This window comes from Streptomyces changchenzhani, from assembly GCF_039766235.1.
In the GTDB taxonomy this organism is placed as follows: Bacteria; Actinomycetota; Actinomycetes; order Streptomycetales; family Streptomycetaceae; genus Streptomyces.
The window spans coordinates 405237-427185 of sequence record NZ_JBDHNH010000009.1 but is presented as its reverse complement, the minus strand read 5'-3'; the positions used below and the strand labels follow the sequence as shown (position 1 = coordinate 427185).

Below are 21949 nucleotides of genomic sequence, written 5' to 3'. Positions count from 1 at the left end.
AGATGCGGAGCACCTCCCGCACCCGGGAAGCGGGCAGAGAGTTAGAGGCCGGTCGGTGGCGGTGGCGGCTGCGCCGCTCCGCTGGCCGTGGCGGGCTGTGCGCCGGAGGACGGCGGGGCGCCCTGCGGCGGCTGGGTCGTGGTCGGCGGGGTGGACTGCCACCCACCGCCCTGCCCGGACGCGGCACTGGCTCCGGAACCGTCCGGTCCCTGGCTGCCGCCCACCTGGCCGCTGGTGTCGTCGGAGACGCTCGTGGGCGGGGGCTGGACGGCCTTCTCCAGGCCGGACTTGACGGCATCGCCGCCGGGCGAAACACCCGTGCCGCCGCCTGGCGAATCTTGCTTTTCGCTGCATCCGCCGGTGGGGTTGGAGGCAATGTCGCCGGGGAATCCCCCGCCGGCGTCGGGGCCCTGCGGGGCGGCGCCCGCTCCGGCTGCCGCACCGCCGGTTCCGGCGGTGGCCGCCATCGCGGCGGCCTTGCGTCCGGCCTTCTCCGCGTGCTGCTTGGCGAGCTGGGCACCGGCTCCACCTGCGCGGTGGATCGTTTCTCCGTCGGAGCCCTCGGCTGCCCAGTGCACGAATTTGAACGTGGCGTACGGGCACAGCAGGACCAGGACCATGATGACGATGCCGGCCATGACATCGGCGAGGGCGGCGATTCCGTCCTTGGTCTCGGTCTTGCCCATCGCGGCGATACCGAGCACGAAGATGATCGTCATCAGCAGCTTGGAGACCACCAGGGTGGCGGTGGCCTCGATCCAGCCGCGACGCCACCGGCGTGCGGCCTCCCATCCGCCGCCCGCTCCGGCGAAGATCGCCAGGGTGACCATGATGAGGATGCCGACCTTGCGGACCATCATCACGCACCAGTACATGACCGCTCCGATAGCGGCGCCGAGGCCGGCGAGCACCGTGACGAGCCAGCCCATCCCGGTCAGGGCCGCGATCTGCTGGACCTTCACGATGCGGCGCACGGCGGACGCGATGTCCAGGTTCGCTGCCTTGAACAGGCCGGCCGAGAGGGCGTCGACCACCTCGATGGCGACCGTCGTCAATGCGATGGCCGCGAAGGCGAAGATCACGCCCGAGGCGGTGCCGGTGAACGCCTGGGTAAGGGCCTGTCCGTCGCGTTTGATGGCCGCTCTGACCAGCTGGGCGCAGAAGGTGGCGACCAGGATGATCAAGCCGATCGGCAGGAGCATCTGGTAGTTGGCGACGAACCAGCCTGCGTGGAGATCCACCTTGGTGGTGACGTTCACGGCGGTGGCGGCCAGGTCGGCCGAGGCGGCGGCGAGTTCGCCGGCGCTCTTGGCCATCCAGTCACCGATCGCCTTGGCAGGGTCGGACGCGAAATCCACCGCGTCGCCCACCGAGCACATCGTGTCGGTGAGGGGGAGGTCGCAGAAGCCCATGGGGAGGTCCTCCTTTCAGTTGGGGCTGGTCACTGCGCGACGCGCGGAGCGATGGCGACCAGGGAGCAGTCGTGGCTCGGCCGGCACTGCACCGCGAGAGTCACGGCACGCTCTTCGGCTCCGGCTCCACCCTTGTGCCAGGCGATCTGCTGCTTGCCATTGACGGTCACGGCGTAGATGTACGCCTCGGTGATCGCGGACGGGTCGTCGGCCAGGGCCTGCTTGAACGCGGAGGGATAGTGGCCCTCGGTGATCGCAGAGGTCGCGTGCTGCTTGTTGTCGGCCATCCGCGACCACAGCAGCGGGGCGGGGACCTGAGAGGTGACGGAGTTCCAGTCGGCGTACTTGGTCTCCTTGGACATCCACGCGTTCATGCCGGCGAGTTGCTGGTCGCGGCTGGTGTCGCGGGTGTCGTAGGACCACAGCATCTCGGCGGCGGCCTTGGCGTAGGCGACCGGCTCGGCGATCTGCGGCGGCTTGGGCACCGACCCTGATCCGGCGGCGGCCTTGGGGGCGGCCTCGGAGGAGGACGGGCTGTTCGCCGGGGACGGGGCGGCGTGGTTCTGGCCCTGCTGATCGCTCCCGGTCATCCAGGCGACGGTGGCCGCGAGGGCGAGCAGGATGGTGACGACCAGCGCCACGATCATGATGCGCTTGTTGGCCGACCAGCCGACACCGTAGGAGGACAGGGAGACGGAGGGGAGTCGTTTCTGCATTACTGAACCTGCGACCCCAGGCCCGAGAAGAAGGCCACGATGCCGTTCGCGGCACCCAGGCCGAGAGCGGCGCCCGCGGCCACGACCGCGCCCTTCTTTCCGTTGGCCTCGGCCTGATGGCCACCGCTGTGGTGGCCCCAGGCCCACACACCGAGGGAAATGGCGAGAGCACCGACGACGGCGATGATCCCGAACATGTTGATCGAATTGACGACGTTCTTCAGGACGGCCAGACCCGGTAGTCCGCCACCCTGGGGCTTGATACCGGGGTCGAAGGCGAGCTGGATGAGGCGGTCTGCGAGAGGTAGGGGCATAGGCGTAGCGGGGCTCCTTGCATACGCAGGCCAGGCGAGGGGCCGGCGGGAAAGGTGAGAAGAGGAGGGGCGCGCTCGGGGCGCGGGAAGTGGCCGCGGTGGCGGCCCGCCCGGAGAGGTGTCCGGGCGGGGCGGCGTCAGAGGACGCGGCGGACCACGAGGATGTTCCAGTCCTTGATCGGAGTGATCCGGACCGGCTTGGATGTGCGTGGCGCCTCGATCACGAGGCCCTCGCCCATGTACATGCCGACGTGCTCAGGACGGCTCGCGGTGCCGCGGCTGAAGATCAGGTCACCGGGCTGGAGCTTGCTGGGCGAGACCGGCTTGCCCTCGTTGACCTGTGTGTACGTGGTACGGGTGAGCTTGATGCCAACGTGGGCGTACGCCTGTTGCATCAGGGAGCTGCAGTCGCAGCGCCCCATCGGGTCGGGGCCGTGCGAGTCGGTGCAGGTGCCGCCCCACTGGTACTGCGTGCCGAGCTGGTGCATCGCCCAGTCCAGTGCCTTGCGGGCCTTGGGGGCGGCATCCTTGGGGATCTTGTATCCCTTCGGGACGCTCCCCTCGGGGATGCGCCCGAAGCCGGAGCCGTCCTTGCCCGGAGCGCAGCCGGTGGCGGACTCCTTGCTGGGGTCGGGCTCCTTGTCGTCCTGGTCCTGGCCGGTGCTCGGGAAGGTGGCGGCGATGGCCTTCTGCAGCGCGGTAGACAGGTCCTCCCACTGCGCGTACGCGTCGGGAAAGCCCGATGCCTGGACGGCCTGGGCTGCCTGTGTGACGGTCATCTGCTGCCAGCCGTCCACCTTGAGCAGCGCCTTGTAAAAGCGCTCGCTCGCGTAGACGGGGTCGCGGATCTGCTGGGCGGTACCCCATCCCTGGGAGGGGCGCTGCTGGAATAGGCCGAGGGAGTCGCGGTCTCCGTAGTTGAGGTTGCGCAGCCGCGATTCCTGCATCGCGGTGGCGAGCGCGACGATCTGCCCCTTCTTGGGCACGTCGAGACTGATGCCGGTGGCCACGATTGTCTGTGCGTGGGGCACTTGCTCGGCGGGCAGGTCCAGCCCCTTGATCCCGACGTCCTTGCCGGACGCACCATCGAGAATCTTGGTGACCTGCTTGGCGACCTCGCCGGGATCGATGTCGGTCAGGCAGCTGCTGAAGGAGCCGGTGCTCTGCACGGCATCGGCGGAGGAGGCCACCATCATGGCCGTTCCGGCGAGCAGAAAGGGGGAGAGGCAGACGACGCCGATGCCGGCGGCGAGCGCCTTCAACCGGAGCGGATGACAGGCGCGTCAGCGATGGCGGGCAGGGGCGGGTAGCGAGACGTCATGGACGTGTCCTTCGGGGTGCGGTGTCCGGCGTGCCGCGAACGCGTGACGTGCTGGAAGGGCGCGGCAGCCGGGGTGGGCGATCGGGGGAGGCCGGCGCGGGCGAGTTGCCGCTCGCTGCGCAGGGCCGGGCCGTGCGCTAGGTGTGCCGGGGCAGGGGGAACCTCCGAAAGGCGTGGTGGGGGAGTAGCCAGTGGCGGTGTGCGCCGGGCGTTCCAAAACAGTAGGTGCGGATTGGCGGTTGACCAAAAAGTTGGTGCGAGGGGTCGGAAACCGGACCCTCATCACGCACTTCTTGGTCAACGGCGGATTCGCACCTACAGTTTTTGAACTCCCCCTCTCCCTCCCCGGTCTGTGGCCCCGGGCATTTCTATGCCCACTTTTGGCCCGCGGGGATTCATGTGCGAGACGGCGAGTTCCCTCCGCGCTTCCACACCCGAATTGGGGTTCCTCTTTGCCTTTTTCCCTGCACCAGGGCGACGCTCTCAGTGTTCTTGCCGGCCTGCCGGACGACTGCGTCGACTCCGTCATCACCGACCCGCCGTACAACTCGGGTGGCCGGACTGCCAAGGAGCGCACGAGCCGTTCCGCGAAGCAGAAGTACACCTCCGTCGACGCTCAGCACGCCCTGCCGGATTTCACCGGCGAGAACATGGATCAGCGCAGCTACGGGTTCTGGCTGACGCAGATCATGACCGAATCCCACCGGATCACCCGCACCGGGGGCACCGCGCTCCTGTTCACCGACTGGCGCCAGCTGCCCACCACAACGGACGCGATCCAGGCGGCCGGCTGGCTGTGGCGTGGGGTGCTGGCCTGGCACAAGCCGCAGGCCAGGCCCCAGAAGGGCCGGTTCACACAGAACTGCGAGTTCATCGTCTGGGCCTCGAAGGGCCCCATCGATGCCGCCCGAAACCCGGTCTATCTGCCGGGCCTCTACAGCGCCTCGCAGCCGTCGGGGGCCAAGCGCCAGCACATCACCCAAAAGCCCGTCTCCGTGATGCGAGAGCTCGTCAAGATCAGCCCCGAAGGCGGCACAGTGCTCGACTTCTGCGCCGGATCCGGCTCCACGGGCGTCGCCACCCTGCTGGAAGGCAGGGACTTCATCGGCGTGGAGAAGACCGAGCACTACGCGTCGATCGCCGCCGACCGGCTCACCGAGACGATCCGCGACACCCTCACGCAGGACGACGTGATCCTCACCGCCTGACGCCGCATACGCAGCACCCTGTGGCGGAATTCATCGCCGTCCCCGGTTCGGGGTTACGCCCCGCCGCACATTTCCCGTGATCCGGCGCGCGGTCCGCTCTCCGTCGATTCTGCATCCCCATTTCCACGCCTTCTAGGAGGCCACGCTCCTCATGTCTGAACCCGTAGAACATTCGCCCCAGGGGGAGTTGGAGCCGGTCCGAATTCCGGACCCCCAATCGGAGGGAATCGAGGCCAGCGTCCGGCGGCTGATGGAACAGTCGACGCAGCAGGCGCGGCAGCTCGACCGTCTGGCCTCCGCACCGGAGGACCCCGCAAGCTCCTCGCCTTTCGCGGCGTTCGGCATGCCCGGATTCGGCGGACCGCCCACGCCGCCGCCGCCCGAGCCGCACCCGATCATGGAACTGGACGGCGAGGACCGCGAGGACGAGCTGGACGCCCTCTCGGACTGGGTGGACGACTTCCTCCTCCCGGTCTATGGCGCGGAGGTCACTACGGCGGCGCCCTGGTGCCTGCAGTGGCAGGAACACGACGACGTCGTGGCCTGGCTGCACGCCCTGTGGCTGGCCTACCAGCAGCACAAGGACCCCGAAGCCGGGCTGAGCGGTCTGTTCGTGTGGCACCGGGACTTCCTCACCCACGCCATCGTGGCCATCCGTGCGGCGGGAGGTCCGCTGTCGGCCTGCATGACCTCTCCGGAGCGTCCCGCGCACCGAATTCTTCCCGGGCCGCCTCCGTCGGCACGCACGGAGAAGGCGACGACAAGCGCGTCGGCACCTGCCAAGCCCGCTGAGCTGGACGAGCCGACGTCATGAACAGAGGGCAGCAGCAGTCGGCCTTCGGCCTGAGCTTCGACCCCCGCGCCCTCACCGACCTCCTCCAGGCGCCCAGCGATATCCGCGATCTCACCCTCGCCCACCTCCAGGAGGTGGTGAACGCCGAGCGCTTCGGGCTGCCGCTCACCGGTGACCTGGAGGGCTAGCGCAAGCTGTTCGTGGACTCCCGGAAAGACTGGCGCGTCGTCTACGGCGTCCGCCCAGCGCCCGAGGAGACCGCACACCGGCGGGAGATCCACGTCGTCGCGATCCGGCCTCGCGCCGGTAACGACGTCTATGACGAGGTCGGCCGCCGACTGGGGATGGCCCGCCGGCCGCTGAGCGCCCGCACCCACGCGGCACGCTCCCGCCCTCCGCAGCTCACGACCCGCAGCCCGGCGCCGAGGCCGGATCCGCTGCCCGCTGCGATGCCGGGCCTGCCTCGGCTCGCGCAGAACTCCTCGCACCAGCACATCCGCTGAGAACACGGAGCCCCATCTATGGCCTCTGATCCCGCGCCGACACCAGTTCGGCGTGCGGTCTCCCCACTCGACCACCGCATCGAAGCCGTCACCGGCCACGATGTCGACACCCTGTGGGCCCACCGCGACCGCGGCGTCCTCGACGCGCCACACGCCCGCCTGGTCGACCGCCACCGCGAGCTGGCCCAGGCCCAGACCGGTGTGACCTTCTACCGCACTCTGCTCCACCGCCTGTCCAGCGGCGAGTTCGACGTCGACAGCGATCTGTTCGAGTCGATCGACCGGGCCGTGGACCAGCTGGAGGAAGCCGCCAAAGTCCGCTATGTCGCGACCCGTCGGGTGTTCGCCGCGTTGGAACCGATCGAGGCCACGTCCCAGCGCAAGGCGCCGGACGGCCCCGCGCGGCTGTCAGCCATCGACCACGCGGCACTGGTGTCCGTCGAGGTCGGCGCCCGGGTGCAGCCGAACCTGTTCACCGATCAGATGTACGTAACCACGACCTCCGGTAACGGACTTGCGTACGCCGACCTCCAGCGCGTTGAAGCCGCCGGACTGGTCGCTCGGGACACCACCCAATCCGTCGAGGCCGGGCAGTGGCTCACCTTGACCGACACGGGCCGCACCGCGCTGGCCGTCAGCCGCAGCCACCGGACGGCAGCCCCACCGGTGGCGCCCAGGCCCGCCACCTCGCCCACTGCGCCCACGCGCCCCCACCGCTGAACCAGGGCGCCCCCGAGGAGATCTATGCCCAAACCCGAACTCAACCTCCGCCTAGATGGTTGATGTGCTTTTACGTGCTGGTCAGCGGGGTGAGGTGGTCGTAGTGGATCAACGAGCGTTTCCTTTCGGCTCCGCAGGCCCAGTTGTGCCAGATGGCCACGTTGAGTGCCAGGAGTCGCTGGAGCACCCTGGCCCACAGTCCGGCGATGATCCGGCCGCCGTGCTGGTCGAGTCCGAGCTGGCCCTTGAGGGTCCAGTTCACCGACTCGACGCGCTGGCGGAGCCAGTTCGGGAAGATCCCCGGGTCCGGCTCGCCTTTGCGGGCGGGCCGGATGACGGTGATCCCCATCGCGGCCATGTCAGCCTCGAAGTCGGCTCCGGCGAAGCCTTTGTCGCACACGCCGGTAGTGCCCGGCTCGGGCCGGTTCTTGTCCAGCGCGAACATCATCCTGACCGCGTCGCGTTCCTTGACCAGCTTGGGATTGACCAGGATGAAGCCGGTGATCAGCCCGTCCGGAGCACACACCAGCATCAGCTCGGCGCCCCAGTAGAAGCAGTGGTGCGAGGCGTCGTGCCCGTAGCCGGCCCATCCGGCCAGGTCCGAGCGTTTCGCGGTCTCCCGGGAGGCACCGCAGCGCACCGGGGTGCCGTCCCACAGCCGCACGGTGTCCGCCGACGACGGTGTCCGGGCCGCCAGCCAGCGCAGGGCTGTCTCCATCAGATCGCCCGCGCCACGCACCCGCCGGTTGTACTCGCTTTGCGAGAGCAGCCGCGGGAAGAGGTGCCCGACCAGGGAAGGGGCCGAGCGCAACCAGTGTCGCTCGCCGTTGAATCGCAGCAGCACCTGGGCCACCGCCAGACACACCAGCTCCGCGTCGGTCACCTCCAGCGGATGACCGGCCCCGGTGCGAGGTCGCCGCGAAGGGATGATGCCGTCGTCCAGCTCGACGTACAGTGCGATGAGGAGAGTGTCCAGGTCGGTGTTCACGGCGATCCCCCCGGGGTGAACGTGTCTCAACACCACCGATTCTGGGCACTCTTCGCCTTTCTGGACAGCCCCGAAAGCACATCAACCATCTAGATGACTTCGAGGCCGCAGACCCTCAGACCAAGAAAGCATTCCTGTACGCCGTCGAGATCAACGATCAGGACCTGCTCCCGCTGGCCGAGCACCACAGCCCTTCCGGAGCGGACAGCTTCTATGTCCTGCACGACGGCTCGGCCACCTGGGGAATCCCCGGAGAACCGCAGATCGTCGCCCTGCACCTTCAACGCGACCTGGTAGCCAAGACGTTCCACTTCGAGCACGCTCCGCTGCCCTTGCCGTCGATGGCGCAGTCCTGGCTCATCCACCGCGGCTGCCCTCCCGACAAGATCGCCCTCAACCCCGGCCTAGGCCCTCCGCCGGCCGATGAGGCAACACGGGCCCTGGAGCAGCGGCTCAGGGGAGACGGTGACCACTTCGCATACGGGTACTCCTACACCAGCGACAGCTCGGACGACATGGTCACCGTTGTGGCCCTGCGTGCCATGGACGAGCGGGCCCTCTCCCCGTTTCGCGTCGTAGTTGAGGAAGTCGACACCACGGTATGGACCCACACCCTGCGCGAGGGCGGATTCGCCACGCGCGAAGAAGCCGTCCAGTGGTGCAACGACCGGATCGGCGGTACGGCCGGCCCGCTCCCGCCCGTCCACCCAGCGGCGTCACCGACCCGCCCGGCTTCCCTGCCGAAGACTCCCGCTGCACGCCCTCCCGGCCGAGCACGCTAAGCACCAACCCCGCCTGGTGCGGCGCAACATAGCCGACGATCGCCGGTTAGCCAAACCGGCGAATCTCCGGACTCTTATACAGCCGACGGAACAAACCGCGGCGCCTTTCCACGCAATCCCTATGCCTGCACGGAGGTTTCTTCCGCATGCGCTCAACCCGAATTGCCATATCCGCCGTGATGCTCGGCGCACTTGCTCTGCCGGTGCTCTCCGCCACCACCGCGAGTGCGGCCCCCGCCGCCAATACGGCAACGACTGCCCGCGCGAGCTGCAACTCTCGCCCGCCGCTCCCGTACGCCGTCCACACCAAGGCCGTGACCATCCGATCCAAGGCCAGCACGAAGTCCACCGCAGTCGGGGTGCTCTACAGGAGTCACCGGTTCACCGTGGCCAAGAAGAGCGGCAACTGGCTTTACATCAAGGACAAGACCACCGGCGTAAAGGGCTGGGTCTCCGGCACCTACGTCTACCGCGACGTCCGCATGTGCCTCAGCTAGCAGCCTCGGCGCGGCAACCCGCCTAGGGGGTAGTGGAGTTACCCGGCCGGCTGTCAATTTCTTTCCCCTGAAGCCCAGGCGTGAGCGCCTTCCAGAAAGGAGTTTCCCTTGTCCGACGACATATCCGACGGTACTGAGGACGTCGTGGGCGTGCTCACCGAGCAGATCGAAAGCCACTTCGAGATGGGCATGGATCAGTTGAAGGCCGCAGTTGCCCTCGCGCCAACTGCTCATCCCGACGCCACCGAGGTCGTCAAATGGCATGGGCTGCTCGTCGAGTCCCAGACGGTGCTCGACCGCGCGGAGGACAACCTCCTCGGGGCGCTGCAAGCGCAGCCCAGCGAGATCGACGACCCGACGATGGGCCTGGCCCAGCACGTCAACGCAGCCGTTGCCGCACGCGACGGTCGGGCCCTGGTCGTGCGGTGGCTTCTTGACCCGGATGCACCGGGGAAGAAGGGCCTCGCTGCCGAACGCCTTGCCCGGTTCAGCCGTGGGTCGCGGACGGGACCGGTGGTGCAGACCAGCGCTCCGCCCCGACTTGCGGTTGCACCTGGGCCGGCGTCGTTGCCGCGAGCGGGCAGGGGCGCGCTGTGAGCGGCCGGATCAAGGCCAGCACTCTCGACGGCCAGATCCAGAGAACCTTCGGAGCTCCGATCTCCGAGCTGTACACGACAGCAGCCGGTCCCGAGGCGTCCCCCGCGATGACCCGTGCGCTGGAGCTGCGGTCGTTCCTCGCCCTGGCCGAGGAGCAGGTCGCCCGCGTCCGCGACCGCGTGCATGAGGCGATGGCGCCCGACCGAGACATGGGCGAACTGTCAGCCGAGGAACTGCGCGTTGACGCGCAGTGGCTGGAGGCAGCGCTCGACGCCGGCGACGGCTACCGAGTCGCGCTCGGCGAGCTGCTGCACACCCTGCCGATACTCCACCAGCCACCCCGTCCCGTCCGCCTGGCGCAGCCGACAGTCGCCGCCGCCCCGCCCCCGGCCATCGCCGCCCCAGCACCCCGTCGTGCCGGGGCGGCGACGACCCGCCGACCGTGAGAGCCGCCGCTTGCCCCACCTCACGTCCACCGAGATAGCCGGACGGATCGAGGACCTGTACGGCGCACCGATCGCCGACCTCGAAGCCCACGCCCAGGACCAGGTGCCCGGCATGCTCGCCGCCCTGCTCGGCATGCACCACGGCCTCGCCCTAGCGGAGCGCGGCATAGCCGTTCACCGCGACCTCCTCGCTCAACTCGTCCGCCCTGAGCGGCAGATCGACCGACACGAGGTCTCCCACCTCCTTGACGGCGCCCGCCGGCTCGCCGAAGCGGTCGCTGTCCGCGAGGCCCAAGCCAAGTCCCTCTCGGCCGTTCTGCAAAGCCTTGCTCGGGTCACCACGCCCGCGCCGTCCCCGGTCCCCGCGCCGTCCGCTCCCGCCTCGCCTGTTCCGGCCGGGAGCCCCGCACGATGCCACTGATCTCGGCGGGCAACCCCCTTACGCATCCAGGAGTTCTTCCCTTGGCCATCACCGCTCTGCCCCCCGACACCGACGCCGACATCGCCCGGGTCACCGAGGCCCTCGCCATGATCACCCCGCGATGGAACGTAAGGATCTTGCTGGCCCTGTCCGGCCCGGCGCTGCGCTACAGCGAGATCGCGGGCAAAGTCTCCTGGCTGCAGAGCGGCCAGCTCCACCCCAAGCTCAAGTCGCTGTGCGACGCCGGCTTGGTCGAGCGCACCGAGCACACCTCACGGCATGTGACCTACGGCCACACGGATCGGGGCACAGCCCTGCTGCCGGTCCTGCCGATGATCGTCACCTGGGCCGAGGAGCACCTGGAGAAGACAGAGCGGCCGCTGCCCGCCATTGAGCAGATCGAGGACAGCCTCACCCTGCTCACCCGGCGCCACGCCGCCGCCGTCCTGTGGGTGCTCAAGTCCCGCGAGGAGGTCAGTGGCCGGGCCCTGGCCAGGATCATCATGCCCCGCAGCGACTGGACCAACATCTACCCGCCGCTGCGCCAGCTCACGGCCGACGGCCTGGTCGACACCGACGGCACCGGCCAGCCCTACCGCCTGTCCGTCGCGGGCCACGGACTGGGGCCCGTGTTTGGGGCCCTGTCCGCATGGTCCGCCGGGCGCTCTTTGACACGGGCCGCCCAGCACCCGATCTGGGGGCGCCCGGAGGCCGCACCCACCCCGAAGACGTGGGTCAGTAACCAAACGCGGCTGCCAACTCCCGCCGCACCACTGCCGCCTGTCCGGCCCCGACAGACCACCCGCCCGACATGGCAGAACCCGGACCTGTTCTCGCACACTGCGACGGCCCGCCCGATGGCCGCGCTCCCGGCGGGAGGCCCGCGCCGATGACTGCCTCCCTCACCACTGCCGACATGCGCAATGCCTGCGCCTTCCTGTCCTCGCCGGCCCTGATCCGTCTGATCACCGAGATCGACGACAACGGGCCGATCCCGCCACGCAGGCTGGCAGTCACACTCCCCGACCTCTCTGCGCACCACCTTCGCCGGACCACTGACGCGGCCCGCGCCCATGGCCTCGTCCGGGTCGGACCCGGCGTCGGGCTGGACCTCACCACCTCCGGCTCGGAACTGGCCGACGTCTACGACGCAGCCGCCCGTTGGGCTCGGCGCCACGCCTACCCTGCTCCGATCTGCGACTTCACCACCCGCCTCCAGCACACTCTCTCCCTCGTGGCGCCCGCACCCCTCGCCGACCCGGCCGACGACTCCCACCGTTCGACGGTCGAAGACCTGCCCGAGGCCGACGCAGACCTGGCCCACATCCGCGACCGGCTGGCCCTTTGGCTGGCGGCCAACCCGCAGGTCACCCTCTCTGCGCCCGAGCCCGTCGCGTGAGCGGTGGCACCACACCGTTGCCCGCCCGCCGCACTGCGGGACTCGTGCGCGGCATCTACCTGCCGCGCAGTGCCGATGCCGGCGCATTCGCCATGACGACGTACGGCATCCCGTTGCTCGTGCTGGCCGCGACAGGCTCCGCGGCCCTGACGGGCTTGGCGTTCGCACTGGAGTGGACGCCACGGCTGGGGGCGTTCGTTGTGGCGGGGGCGATGGTCGACCGGTACGGCACCACGACGGTGTTCCGCATCGCCTCCGTGGCACGGGCCTTGGTCGTTCTGGCCGCTGTCTTCGTCCTCCCGGCACAGGCACATGGCCTGGGCGCGACGCTCACCGTCATGCTCCTCGCCGCCAGCACGGGAGTGCTCACCGAGTTCTCCTACATTGCGGCCGAGACCGCGGGCGGCACCGCCAGCCGTGAGGCCGGCGAGCACGCGCACCGGGTGCAGTCGGTCCTGCTGGGGATCGATCAGGTCGCAACCCTGGCCGGGCCCGCGCTCGCCGGGCTACTGCTTCAGTGGACGGGATCCGCCGGGATGCTCGCCACGATCGCCTGCTTCTCACTGCTCGGTGCCGCCCTCGCCCCCAACCAGCCGCTCAAGCCGTCGCCCGCCGAACCGGTTCCGGTGATCAAAGGGCTTCTTACCGGCTGGGCCACCTTGCGGTCCCTGCCCACCCTGGCCTGGCTGGTGGCCGGGCTGACCTTGTCGAATCTGACGCTCGGCCTGCTCCAGGCCGCCACCCCGGTGATCGTCGTCAAACAGCTGGGACACTCCAGCGCCTCGGTCGGCCTGATCTGGTCGGCCGCCGCCGTGGCCTCTCTGCTCGCCATCGCAGCCTGCCGCACCGCGATCGACCGGTACGGACTCTGGCCCGTCGGAGCCCTCTCCGCAATGGTCGCCGCCGGCGCGTGTATGACACTCGCCGCTGCCCACACCTACGGCATGTACCTGGTGCTCATCGCCGTCCTGATGGCCGGCGAGGGCGGCATGACCGTGGTCCTACGCACCCTGCGCTCCCAGCTGATCCCCGCCGAGGTGTTCGCCAGCACCTTGTCTCTGACGATCTTGCTGCTCCTGCTGCCCTTCCCGATCGCCGGCGTGCTGGTCGCGGCAACTCCGCTCGACCTGCTCGGCCACGTCATCACCGCATGCGCCGCCCTGCAGGCCCTCGGACTGTTCCTCGCCTTCGCCCGCCTGCGCACCGATCCCGCCCTGCGTACCTGACCCGTTGCTCATCCCCAGCCTGTGGAGAACCTCCCCATGTCCCCTGCCTGCCCCGGGGCGAACCGTGCGAGTGGTCGCACCATCACCGAGCAGTTCCGCGCCTTCCACGCCAAGAACCCGCACGTCTACCGCGCCCTGGAGCGCATGACCGCCCGCCAGCTCGCTGCCGGCGCCACGCGCATCGGCCTCAAGAACCTCTTCGAAGACCTCCGCCGACAACTCCCGCACGGCATAGGCGGACTGAACAACAACTTCACGGCCCTCTACGCCCGGCAGTTGATCGCCGCCCACCCCCGCTGGGCGAGCGCGTTCGAGCTGCGCCGCCGCCGCGCCGCCTGACAGCTCCTGCCCCTGTCCTGGCGCCCCATCGATTCGGAGAACCCCCTGTCCGCTCGCCCCCTCGTCCTCATCGTCTCTCCCGGCGATGAGACATCTCGCTCCTACTGCCTTGAGCAAGTGGCCGCCGCCTACGACGTCGTCCTGCTGACTGGCACCGAGCCGTCATGGGAGAAGCCGCACATCATCGACCACGTCGTCGCCGAACTCCACGACGACACCGACCTGCTCGCCGCCGCCCGTGCGCTGGCCACACGCCACGACCTCGCCGGCGTCGTCACCTGGGATGAGTGGCACCTCGTGGCGACCGCCCGCCTTGCCCGCGCCCTCGGTCTGCCCGCGAACTCCGTCGAGGTGATGCGGGCCTGCCGCAACAAGGCCATCGCTCGAGCGCTGTTCGCCCGCCACGGGGTGCCGTCGGCCACCTCGATGAAGGCCCGGACCCTGCTGGAGGCAGGACGGGCGGCGGCGACGTTGGGCTTCCCCGTCGTCATCAAGCCCGCCGCGTTCGCCGGCGCCATCGGCGTGATCCGCGTCGATGGGCCCGAAGAGCTTCCTGCGGCCTTCGAGTTCGCCTCGGCCGGTGCGAGCCGCAGCCGTGAGGACACTGGCGTGCTGGTCGAGGAATACCTCGACGGGCCGGAAGTCTCCGTCGAGTGCGTCACCCATCGCGGTGTGACCACCGCAGTCGCCGTGAACCGCAAGCAACTGGGGCCCGCCCCGTACTTTGACCAGATCGTCCACACCGTCGATGCCACCGACCCGCTCCTGGCTCAGATCACCCCGGCCGCCGCTGCTGCGGTGAAGGCGCTGGGGATCACTACCGGCGTGCAGCACGTCGAGCTGCGCCTCGTGGACGGCCGGCCCCGGCTGATCGAGGTCAACGCACGCGTTGCCGGTGACATGATCGGCCATCTCGTCCGCCTCGCCACCGGCATCGACCTGCCCAAGGCCGCCGCCGACCTCGCCTGCGGCCGGGCACCGGACATCACCCCGACCCGCAGTGGGGCGGCGGGCATCCGCATGCTCTACCCGGACGCCTCCGGCACCCTCACCGCACGGCACATCACCCAGCCCTTCGCCGCCCACACCCCCTGGCTGCGGCAGGTCCGGTGGATCCGCGAGATCGGCGACCGGCTCGTTCTGCCGCCCGAAGGCGACCTGTTCACCGCCCGAGCCGGGTTCTACATCGTCACCGGCCGCAACACCACCGAGGTCAACGAGCGGCTCAACACGGCAGCCGACGAGATCACCGTCACCACGCAGGCCGACCGATGACCCAGCAGCCCGACCCGCGCTACGACATCGACGGGGACGTCTTCGTCTCCCCGCGCTATCTCGCCTCCACCACCGGAATTGGTGACCCTGCCCTCGCTCCGCTTCTGGGCCTCGGCTGGGACCTCCAGCACGACGACCTCGGCAACGTGTACGTTCACGCCCCCGACCGGAGCGTTCGCCTCGGCTACCTCCCCGAAGGCGAGGACGACGGCCTCTGGCGCATCAACGCCTACGAGGACCCGTTCGGCCCGCCGGCCTGGGGCGCCTGCTTCAACGACCGCACCCCCACCGAGTTCGTCCACGCCTTCACCACGGCACTTGCCAGCGCCCACAACCAGGGCCCGGACGCCTACCTCGCCCGGCCGCTCTCCGGAACCGAGCACGACCCCTTTCTTGCCGTCGCCCCCCTCCTCCAGCAGGGCTGGGAGGTAGAACCCCGCAACTGGGGCGTCTTCGCCGTCCAGTCGCCGGACGGGCTCGCCGGAATGGAGTTCACCGCCGGCGACCTCAACCCAGAAACCGAACTGACCACGCGCGACGCCCGCTGGCAGCTCTGGGCCGGTAAATCCATCGACCGACCCGCCTGGTACGCCACCGCCAGCACCAACACGCCCGTCGCCCTGCTCGCCGCTGTCACTCAGAGCGTCGCCGACCCGGCCCCGCTGCCGAGGTGGCGAGAGGACACCTTCAGCTACATCAAGGGCACGGCCCAACTCACCCCGATCCTCCCGCCGGAGCCGCCGGCCCCCACCCCACTCGACATCCAGCGGGCCGCCGCATCACGCCGCCCGGCTGCCCTCCCCGCACCCAGCGTGCAGCGCTGGAGCACCACCAGCCGACCAGCCCTGCCCGGCCCGCGCCGATAGCACCAGCGCGACCTCGACCGGAGACCCTCCTTGTCCCTGCAGGCCCCCGAGTTCTTCGCCGAACTCTCCCTCCCCTTCCACGACAGCACCGCCGTGGGCAACACCTACTACGCCACCCCCGTCGCGGGCGCACCACTGCGGCTGCGAATCGGGTTCACCGGAACCATCTATGCGGACACCTACGGCGGCCTGCGCCTGGCCGTCATCCACGCGGACCGGGGCGAGATCGACGCGGTCGCCCTGAGCTTCGTGGATCACGGCACCTTCCACCGTCGGGACGAAGCGCAGCGCACCTCCGCGAACACCAAGCGGTACGGCACGTTCGACACCTACCACTGCCCCGGCCAGCCGCCGTGGGAGGGCGCCGTCACCAGCGGACTGCGCGACGCGATCGAGCAGTACACCGCGATCTGGTTCCCCGGTGCTTGGACCACGTCCGCGCCGAGCCGCGCTCCGGGCCGTACCGCTCACAAGGCTCCCGCCCCGCCAACTACCCGCACCCGCTGAATCCCCGTCCCCCACCTCACGCGCAGGGCCCAGCGGAACCCAGCTCCGGCCGGACCCGATGCCCCCTTCACCCCCTGACCAAGGAGCCACGCCTCACGTGCATGCTCGTATCGTCCGCGGCGCCGTCCGATCCGCTGCCATCGCCGCCGCGGTGACCGGCACCCTCACCTGGGCACCGGCCGCGACCGCCCAGCCGTCCGAGCCAACGCCCTCGGCCCCCACTGCCCCCTCCAAGAGGCCGGCACCGGAGGCGGGGAGCATCGCCATCACCAAGAAGGACGCGGCCGGGGACGTTCTCCCCGGTGCTGCGTTCCTCCTCCTCGATGCCACCGGCCAGGAGGCAGCCCGAGGCAAGACCGACGGCCAGGGCAAGCTGACCTTCCCCGACCTGACTCCCGGCGTCTACCGGCTCAAAGAGACGGCCTCCGGTAGCCCGCTCCACGGTGTCGTCGCCGACCAGGACGTCATCGTTACCCCGGGCGCGCCAACGGACCTGGCCATCACCGACCCGTTCAAGGCCGCCAAGGTCCTCCTCCAGGCCAAGGACGACAAGACCGGAAAGCTCTTGTCCGGCGCCACCGTGAATATCGGAACAGGCCGTCAAACCTTGCTCACCCTCACCACCGGGGCGCAGGGCACGGCCACGGGAGAACTGCCCGTGACCAGCCGTGAGAGTGACTTCTGGGTCAGGCAGGTCAAGGCCCCCCAGGGCTACGACCTCTACAAGCCCGCGAAGACGGTCACTACCGGCCCAGGCGCCCCGGTCACCGTGACCATCACCAACGCCAAGACCGCAACCACGCCGAAGCCCGACCCGTCCGAGAAGCCGACGGACAAGCCCACGCCGAAGCCCGACCCCTCCGAGAAGCCGACGGACAAGCCGACCGACAGCCCCTCTGGCAGAACGCGTCCCACGACCGCCGACGCCGCCACGCCGGACGCTGACTCCTCGCCCGCCCCGGTGGCAGTCGCAACCGAGGAAGCAACGCCGAAGGCCCCGGACGGCTCCCTCGCTCACACCGGAGCCGACGCCACCCCGTGGCTACTCGGTGCCGGCGGACTCCTCGTCGCCGTGGGCAGCGGCGCCCTTATCGCCGCTCGCCGCCGCAAGGCGGCCGAGCCCGAGCAGGACAGCAACGGCGAGACCAGCTAATCCACGATCACCCTCGACCAGCAGGCCCCCCGAGAGAGACTCTTTCGGGGGGCCTGCTGCGTATGCGCTCTGAGCCATGAGGCGGAGGAACACTTCGATCGCGTGCCTAGTTCCGCGTCCTGGACGGTAGGCCCGGACGGTAGCGCTGTGATGGCAGGTGCGGCCCGGTTGAGCGCGGGCCGAGGATGGCGGCACGGGGCGCGGATACGCCACGATGCTGCGATGCACAACGAGGAGCCGTTGGAAGAGTGGGCGCGGAGGCGCGAGGAGCGCCGGAGCGCATCGAGGGGAAAACTGCGGGCGGTCCCGCTCACAGAAGGTCCGTACCGCGGGGCGCACGTCGATGCGGACGTGCCTCGGGTGATTCAGGAGTGGACCGGTACGCAGTGGGCGACGGTCGGCGTCGCCGACAACCTGGCCGCTGCAAAGGTGTTGTTGTACCCGCCGCAGCCGGTCGAAGAGAAGTCCGCCGAGGGACACCGCCCGCTGGGGCTGGGCAAGGGGCAGGGCCGACACAGGAAGCCGAATCCAGCGGAGGAGCGGGACTAGGCTGCCGCAGTGACTGCCGCTCTCCAGCTTCCAGGCGACCCATCCGACCTGCATCTGCGCATCAGCTATGCGGATGCGCTGCTCGACACCCCGCACGCGGATGCTCTGGAGCGGTGGGACGTGGTCATTCTTCACGGCCACGATGTGCACGACGGCCCCCGATGCCCGACCGCGCCCGGCGAGTGCGTCACCCACCACTGTCCGGCGTACGCCCCGGACGGCACGGAGGTCGGGACCATGACCTTCGTTCGGATTCACGTCGATCGCGGCCAGAACGCCTTCTGGGCGTTGGAGGAGGAGGGGGAAGATCTCTACGAGATCGCCCAGGCCGTCCTCGATCCAGACACCGGGAATTTTTCCGAGGCTGCCAGCGAGACTCTGGAGTACGCGGGCACCGGGCTCCTCGTCATGGACCGTGTGACCCTGAACGAAGGGTGGCGCGGGCACGGGCTCGGCGCGGTGCTCGCCCTGGAGGTGATCCTCCGACTGATGCCTGGATGCCGGGCCATCGCCTGCTCGCCGGGCATCACCGACCTCGCTGGCAAGCGTCTGCGGGACCAAGCCGAATGGGAACGCGTGAGGGCCAGAATCACTCGCGGCTGGGAACAGCTCGGATTCCGCCACCACCAAGGAACGGTCTACCTTCTCTCGCCAACCTCTCAGGTACTGGAGGAGCAGCGTGATGTGCTGCGTCGGCGGCTCGCTGCACTCGGCGCATCCTGGCGGGCGGCGCAGTCCGAACCCTCGTAGTGAGCCGTCCACGGGCGCTGGAACCAGCGGCGTCACAAGGTGTGGGTGCCCTCAAGCTTCCCTTCAAGGGCGGCCTCGACTACCCCCTGGACCTGGCGCCGAACTGCCGCTGGTTGCTCGACGAGGTGCCGCAGCCCCGACCTCACCTTGTGTTGACGCAGGCCACTGGCGGAACGGCGGGGTCATTCGCCGCCGCCTTGGATGACTGTGCCGTGCCATCGTCCAGGTCTACTGCTTGCCTCGCTCTCCGCGACGGACTACCTCCACCACATGCGGTCCTCCGATCAGTCGCGGGGATAGCACGGGAAGACGCTGACACTCGGCACACAAGCGAATGGCCTCCATCCGCTTGTGGAGATTCCTGGCGCGGAAGATGGTCTCGACCCGCCAATGCGCGCTGCAGGTGCGCTGTGGCGCACTGGGCGCGCTCCCCGGGACCCTTATTGCCGCATACGGGTAAAGGAATGAAATTAAGGACTTATCGGGAAGGCGGGGCTTCGGCTCGACCGCAAGGCATATCGTCATCTGTGCGATGTCGGCCCGTCCGGCGCGTGCAACTCCAAGGACCAGCCGATGAGTTCGTGGCCATGCCACTCCCATTTGGTTCATTGGAGGCGCACATGAAAGACGGAGAGTCTCGCGACAAGGGGAAGGGACCAGCAAAGGTCTTGGTCGCCCTCGTGTCAGCAGCGGCCAGTCGCATTATTGCCGACTGGTTCAACGACTGGAGGAGGCGCCATGGCCTGTAGCTGATCCCCTGTCACCCTTTGCTGACCGCAACGCGGCCAGTTGGCCGGGTCTGAAGAACCCGTCCTTGCAGGGTCACGCCTTGCCGGGCGTGATCCCGCTCTTTCGTTGGCGGCAAACTATGACCCCGGCGTCGCCCATTCAATGGTCAGCTGCGTCAAGTTAATAGCGCCGTCCCAAGCACTGTAGCGCGCGGTCCCCGCGCATGCGGGGGTGTTCCCCACACGGGGGGGCGCACCGGCGATGCCCAAGCTGTGATTCCCGCGCATGCGGGGGTGGTCCTGAGCGCAAGGCCGGTGAACTGGTGCCTGCCTTGCGGTCCCCGTGTGCGGGGATGGATCGGCAGAGCGGCTCCTCAGAAGGGCCGAAGATCTGTGGGTCCTGGGCGCGGGGATGGGCCGCACTCCGCGCCCAGGACCGCAAACGCACAGCTTTAAAGCCAATTATGCAATGAAGCTAAATACCGCTCCTGGGCCACCTACGCTGCCAGCTGGACGTCACCGAGGTGCCAGTACCGGTGCCCGGACCGGGGCGGAGCAGCCAAGTCGCTCTGTCGGCCCTCGGGTCCTGGCCTTTTGACCTCAGAGCTGATTGCGGCGACAGCTTCAACAGCGGTCAGCGGAACGGTCTTCCTCGCAGTGACCTGCCGCTAGGGTTCCCACCCCGGCGCCTCCGCCGTTGCCGGGTTCCCGGTTGGCGCGTTCGTCGGTGCCAGCCTCGGATACGTGGCCGATCGGCCGGTGAGTGGCAATTTGCCGTGGGATTCGCACAGAGGGCTTGGGATCCCACAGTGGGATGCCAACGGGCAGTTCGCCGGGGGCAGACAGGAAAGACTGGCCAACAAGGGCAGGGGCATGTCAACCTAGATCACATCGCGAGAAACACCAGGTCAGAGAGGTTTCCGCTTGTGGCCGTGGCTCCTGTTAGTCCCGGATTCTCCACCGCTGTCGGAGCCTTGCGGCTGCGTGCGTGGCAGCTCGGCCCGGCCGGCCCACGCTCGTCCGGGACCACTTCTCCGCCGAGGAGTTCCACCTGATCGTCGCCGTCACTCTGGCGCACGTGCTGGAACCGCCCGGCGTGAGTATCGCCCGATCAACTGCGTCGGAAGAAGCCCTCCCCCCAGAGTGCGTGCCCGGCTGCCAGCGGCATGACCGTTCCACCGCTCACCGTTTTCCCTTGCACCAGGAGGCTTTCTGTGACGCACACGGAGATGACCGTCGGCGATCTCGTCGACCTTTTGAACGCCTGTGATCGGAGTGCTCCCGTGAGGCAGGCGATGAATCCTTTCTTCCCGATGGCGCATCGCCTGGCGCAGGTTGTGCAGTCCGTGGACGAGACCGGGCAGTCCGTCGTTTACCTCGCCGAAGGGCGGGACGCGGACACTCAGCTCGGCCATCTGCCGCCCGAGGTCGCCGTTGAACTGGCCTGGCACGGGCCAGTCCAGGCACCTCCGCGCCGCCCCCGCCGTACCGCCGGCGGCAAGTAGTTCCGCACCTAGCCTTTGGAGGCGCCCCTGTACCCCGAACTCCCGCTCGACCCGTCAGCCCCGGCTGGGGCCCAGCCCGCGTACTGGGTCGGTCCTCGGCACCTGGCCGGTGACGACGGACGCCTCTACGACACCGTCGCCGACACGCTCACCGGCCTCGGCTGGACGAACCTGACGATCGTCCGCGGGCGACACGAGCCGGACGAAGCGCAGGCCCGGCAGGTCCTGCGCAGCACCGTCCTGCACATCAGCCCCGACACCCTGCGATGGGCCCAGTGGGTCCTGGCAGACGAGCCGTTCCACCTGGGGGACCTGCCGATCGCCTGGCAGGTCTCCGCTCGCGCGGACACGAGCAGCCCGCTCGCCGCGTGGTCGGCCTACTTCACGCTCGATGTTCCCGGGGAGGTCCTCGTCGACTTCCTCGTCGCGCTCGACGCCCGCGAACAGCCTGCCGTGCCGCTTGCCAGCCCCAGCCTGGTCATCGACGCCGTCACCGCACACGGCTGGCTTCGCGACGTCGACCAGCCCCACGCGGGAGCGATGGACCCCACACTCACCTCGCACCTCAGCCTCGGCGAGGTACCGCCCCTCATCCAGGACGCCGACCCACGCGCCCTGACCACCGAGGCCGATGATGCGGGCCCGGTCGGATGGCAGGCATGGGCCGAGCCCACGCTCGGCGCACCGTGCCTGTGGGCGGCGTCCTTCGGTGCCAGCGCGCCGCACGACCTCATCGCAGCGTTCGCGGCCTCTCTTAGCTCCACCGCACCGGTCCTTCGGCGAGTGTTGCCTGAGAGCACTCGGGAGCGACTCCTGCGTGCACCGGCGAGCTAACGGCCAGCGATTTCCCTCGATTCGACGAATGTAGCCCGGCCTCCCCGAAGGGGGAGGCCGGGCTACTCGTTTGTCTACCGCTGAGTCTCGTGGGCGCAAC

At 69.2% G+C, this 21949-nt stretch carries 26 protein-coding genes and 1 pseudogene; 21 read left to right on the top strand and 6 right to left on the bottom strand.

Annotated features, from left to right (window positions below):
- Nucleotides 1–41: 41 nt before the first annotated feature.
- From ABCR94_RS28340 to ABCR94_RS28325, 4 genes are all read right to left on the bottom strand, one after another.
- Nucleotides 42–1412 (bottom strand): SCO6881 family protein, encoded by a 1371-nt coding sequence (locus tag ABCR94_RS28340; protein WP_347123016.1) that lies wholly within the window; start codon nt 1410–1412, stop codon nt 42–44.
- Nucleotides 1413–1441: 29 nt separating this feature from the next.
- Entirely contained in the window at nt 1442–2128 is a 687-nt protein-coding gene (locus tag ABCR94_RS28335; protein ID WP_347123012.1) for a hypothetical protein, read from the bottom strand.
- Entirely contained in the window at nt 2128–2442 is a 315-nt protein-coding gene (locus ABCR94_RS28330) for a DUF6112 family protein (protein WP_347123006.1), read from the bottom strand. The genes ABCR94_RS28335 and ABCR94_RS28330 overlap by 1 nt, the downstream gene beginning before the upstream one ends.
- Nucleotides 2443–2579: 137 nt before the next feature.
- Nucleotides 2580–3704 (bottom strand): C40 family peptidase, encoded by a 1125-nt coding sequence (locus tag ABCR94_RS28325; protein WP_347123004.1) that lies wholly within the window; start codon nt 3702–3704, stop codon nt 2580–2582.
- Between the two features lie 511 nt (nt 3705–4215).
- Between ABCR94_RS28325 and ABCR94_RS28320 the strand changes: the two genes are divergently transcribed.
- The 4 genes and pseudogenes from ABCR94_RS28320 to ABCR94_RS28305 all read left to right on the top strand — a co-directional run bounded on the left by ABCR94_RS28320 (nt 4216) and on the right by ABCR94_RS28305 (nt 6987).
- Nucleotides 4216–4971 (top strand): DNA-methyltransferase, encoded by a 756-nt coding sequence (locus tag ABCR94_RS28320; RefSeq protein ID WP_347123001.1) that lies wholly within the window; start codon nt 4216–4218, stop codon nt 4969–4971.
- A gap of 250 nt (nt 4972–5221) precedes the next feature.
- Nucleotides 5222–5785 (top strand): DUF4913 domain-containing protein, encoded by a 564-nt coding sequence (locus tag ABCR94_RS28315; protein WP_347122999.1) that lies wholly within the window; start codon nt 5222–5224, stop codon nt 5783–5785.
- A pseudogene (locus ABCR94_RS28310) lies at nt 5782–6267 on the top strand (hypothetical protein). The gene ABCR94_RS28315 and the pseudogene ABCR94_RS28310 overlap by 4 nt, the downstream one beginning before the upstream one ends.
- Before the next feature lie 18 nt (nt 6268–6285).
- Complete coding sequence (locus ABCR94_RS28305) at nt 6286–6987, top strand: hypothetical protein (protein WP_347122998.1); 702 nt, start codon at nt 6286–6288, stop codon at nt 6985–6987.
- A gap of 70 nt (nt 6988–7057) precedes the next feature.
- Here the strand turns inward: ABCR94_RS28305 and ABCR94_RS28300 are convergent, their stop codons facing one another.
- Complete coding sequence (locus ABCR94_RS28300) at nt 7058–7975, bottom strand: IS982 family transposase (protein ID WP_347122997.1); 918 nt, start codon at nt 7973–7975, stop codon at nt 7058–7060.
- Between the two features lie 89 nt (nt 7976–8064).
- Entirely contained in the window at nt 8065–8295 is a 231-nt protein-coding gene (locus tag ABCR94_RS39230) for a hypothetical protein (protein ID WP_521977991.1), read from the bottom strand.
- A gap of 21 nt (nt 8296–8316) precedes the next feature.
- Here ABCR94_RS39230 and ABCR94_RS39225 point away from each other — a divergent pair, with 21 nt between their 5' ends.
- The 17 genes from ABCR94_RS39225 to ABCR94_RS28215 all read left to right on the top strand — a co-directional run bounded on the left by ABCR94_RS39225 (nt 8317) and on the right by ABCR94_RS28215 (nt 21849).
- Entirely contained in the window at nt 8317–8757 is a 441-nt protein-coding gene (locus ABCR94_RS39225) for a hypothetical protein (protein ID WP_521977989.1), read from the top strand.
- Nucleotides 8758–8903: 146 nt separating this feature from the next.
- Nucleotides 8904–9254, top strand: coding sequence for an SH3 domain-containing protein (locus tag ABCR94_RS28290; protein ID WP_521977987.1), 351 nt, complete (start codon nt 8904–8906; stop codon nt 9252–9254).
- Between the two features lie 108 nt (nt 9255–9362).
- Nucleotides 9363–9851: a hypothetical protein gene (locus tag ABCR94_RS28285; RefSeq protein WP_347122995.1), complete on the top strand. Its 489-nt coding sequence runs from the start codon at nt 9363–9365 to the stop codon at nt 9849–9851.
- The gene (locus ABCR94_RS28280; RefSeq protein WP_347122993.1) at nt 9848–10297 is read left to right on the top strand and encodes a hypothetical protein; all 450 of its coding nucleotides are present in this window, start codon (nt 9848–9850) and stop codon (nt 10295–10297) included. Before ABCR94_RS28285 ends, ABCR94_RS28280 begins: the two co-directional genes overlap by 4 nt.
- A gap of 10 nt (nt 10298–10307) precedes the next feature.
- A complete protein-coding gene (locus ABCR94_RS28275; protein ID WP_347122992.1) occupies nt 10308–10718 on the top strand; it encodes a hypothetical protein in 411 nt (136 codons plus the stop codon).
- 41 nt (nt 10719–10759) lie between these two features.
- Nucleotides 10760–11611, top strand: a complete 852-nt coding sequence (locus tag ABCR94_RS28270) for a winged helix-turn-helix transcriptional regulator (protein ID WP_347122990.1) — start codon at nt 10760–10762, stop codon at nt 11609–11611.
- Nucleotides 11608–12117 (top strand): regulator, encoded by a 510-nt coding sequence (locus ABCR94_RS28265; RefSeq protein ID WP_347122985.1) that lies wholly within the window; start codon nt 11608–11610, stop codon nt 12115–12117. The genes ABCR94_RS28270 and ABCR94_RS28265 overlap by 4 nt, the downstream gene beginning before the upstream one ends.
- Nucleotides 12114–13343, top strand: coding sequence for an MFS transporter (locus ABCR94_RS28260; protein WP_347122981.1), 1230 nt, complete (start codon nt 12114–12116; stop codon nt 13341–13343). Before ABCR94_RS28265 ends, ABCR94_RS28260 begins: the two co-directional genes overlap by 4 nt.
- Before the next feature lie 36 nt (nt 13344–13379).
- Complete coding sequence (locus ABCR94_RS28255; protein WP_347122979.1) at nt 13380–13682, top strand: hypothetical protein; 303 nt, start codon at nt 13380–13382, stop codon at nt 13680–13682.
- Nucleotides 13683–13727: 45 nt separating this feature from the next.
- Nucleotides 13728–14957, top strand: coding sequence for an ATP-grasp domain-containing protein (locus ABCR94_RS28250; RefSeq protein ID WP_347123130.1), 1230 nt, complete (start codon nt 13728–13730; stop codon nt 14955–14957).
- Entirely contained in the window at nt 14954–15823 is an 870-nt protein-coding gene (locus tag ABCR94_RS28245; RefSeq protein WP_347122977.1) for an SPDY domain-containing protein, read from the top strand. The genes ABCR94_RS28250 and ABCR94_RS28245 overlap by 4 nt, the downstream gene beginning before the upstream one ends.
- A gap of 30 nt (nt 15824–15853) precedes the next feature.
- Nucleotides 15854–16330, top strand: coding sequence for a hypothetical protein (locus ABCR94_RS28240; protein WP_347122974.1), 477 nt, complete (start codon nt 15854–15856; stop codon nt 16328–16330).
- A gap of 97 nt (nt 16331–16427) precedes the next feature.
- Nucleotides 16428–17483 carry a SpaA isopeptide-forming pilin-related protein gene (locus tag ABCR94_RS28235; RefSeq protein ID WP_347122969.1) on the top strand — a complete coding sequence of 352 codons (1056 nt, stop codon included), beginning with the start codon at nt 16428–16430 and terminating at the stop codon, nt 17481–17483.
- Between the two features lie 222 nt (nt 17484–17705).
- A complete protein-coding gene (locus tag ABCR94_RS28230; RefSeq protein ID WP_347122967.1) occupies nt 17706–18032 on the top strand; it encodes a DUF6087 family protein in 327 nt (108 codons plus the stop codon).
- Between the two features lie 9 nt (nt 18033–18041).
- Nucleotides 18042–18782 carry a hypothetical protein gene (locus ABCR94_RS28225; RefSeq protein WP_347122964.1) on the top strand — a complete coding sequence of 247 codons (741 nt, stop codon included), beginning with the start codon at nt 18042–18044 and terminating at the stop codon, nt 18780–18782.
- 1942 nt (nt 18783–20724) lie between these two features.
- Nucleotides 20725–21015, top strand: coding sequence for a hypothetical protein (locus ABCR94_RS28220; protein WP_347122959.1), 291 nt, complete (start codon nt 20725–20727; stop codon nt 21013–21015).
- 15 nt (nt 21016–21030) lie between these two features.
- Nucleotides 21031–21849: an SPDY domain-containing protein gene (locus ABCR94_RS28215; protein ID WP_347122956.1), complete on the top strand. Its 819-nt coding sequence runs from the start codon at nt 21031–21033 to the stop codon at nt 21847–21849.
- Nucleotides 21850–21949: the final 100 nt, after the last annotated feature.

Coding starts and splice junctions, on each gene's coding strand:
- ABCR94_RS28340 (WP_347123016.1), bottom strand. CDS start 1,412: ATGGGCTTCTGCGACCTCCCCCTCACCGACACGATGTGCTCGGTGGGC.
- ABCR94_RS28335 (WP_347123012.1), bottom strand. CDS start 2,128: ATGCAGAAACGACTCCCCTCCGTCTCCCTGTCCTCCTACGGTGTCGGC.
- ABCR94_RS28330 (WP_347123006.1), bottom strand. CDS start 2,442: ATGCCCCTACCTCTCGCAGACCGCCTCATCCAGCTCGCCTTCGACCCC.
- ABCR94_RS28315 (WP_347122999.1), top strand. CDS start 5,222: ATGGAACAGTCGACGCAGCAGGCGCGGCAGCTCGACCGTCTGGCCTCC.
- ABCR94_RS28305 (WP_347122998.1), top strand. CDS start 6,286: ATGGCCTCTGATCCCGCGCCGACACCAGTTCGGCGTGCGGTCTCCCCA.
- ABCR94_RS39225 (WP_521977989.1), top strand. CDS start 8,317: ATGGCGCAGTCCTGGCTCATCCACCGCGGCTGCCCTCCCGACAAGATC.
- ABCR94_RS28290 (WP_521977987.1), top strand. CDS start 8,904: ATGCGCTCAACCCGAATTGCCATATCCGCCGTGATGCTCGGCGCACTT.
- ABCR94_RS28265 (WP_347122985.1), top strand. CDS start 11,608: ATGACTGCCTCCCTCACCACTGCCGACATGCGCAATGCCTGCGCCTTC.
- ABCR94_RS28255 (WP_347122979.1), top strand. CDS start 13,380: ATGTCCCCTGCCTGCCCCGGGGCGAACCGTGCGAGTGGTCGCACCATC.
- ABCR94_RS28245 (WP_347122977.1), top strand. CDS start 14,954: ATGACCCAGCAGCCCGACCCGCGCTACGACATCGACGGGGACGTCTTC.
- ABCR94_RS28230 (WP_347122967.1), top strand. CDS start 17,706: ATGCACAACGAGGAGCCGTTGGAAGAGTGGGCGCGGAGGCGCGAGGAG.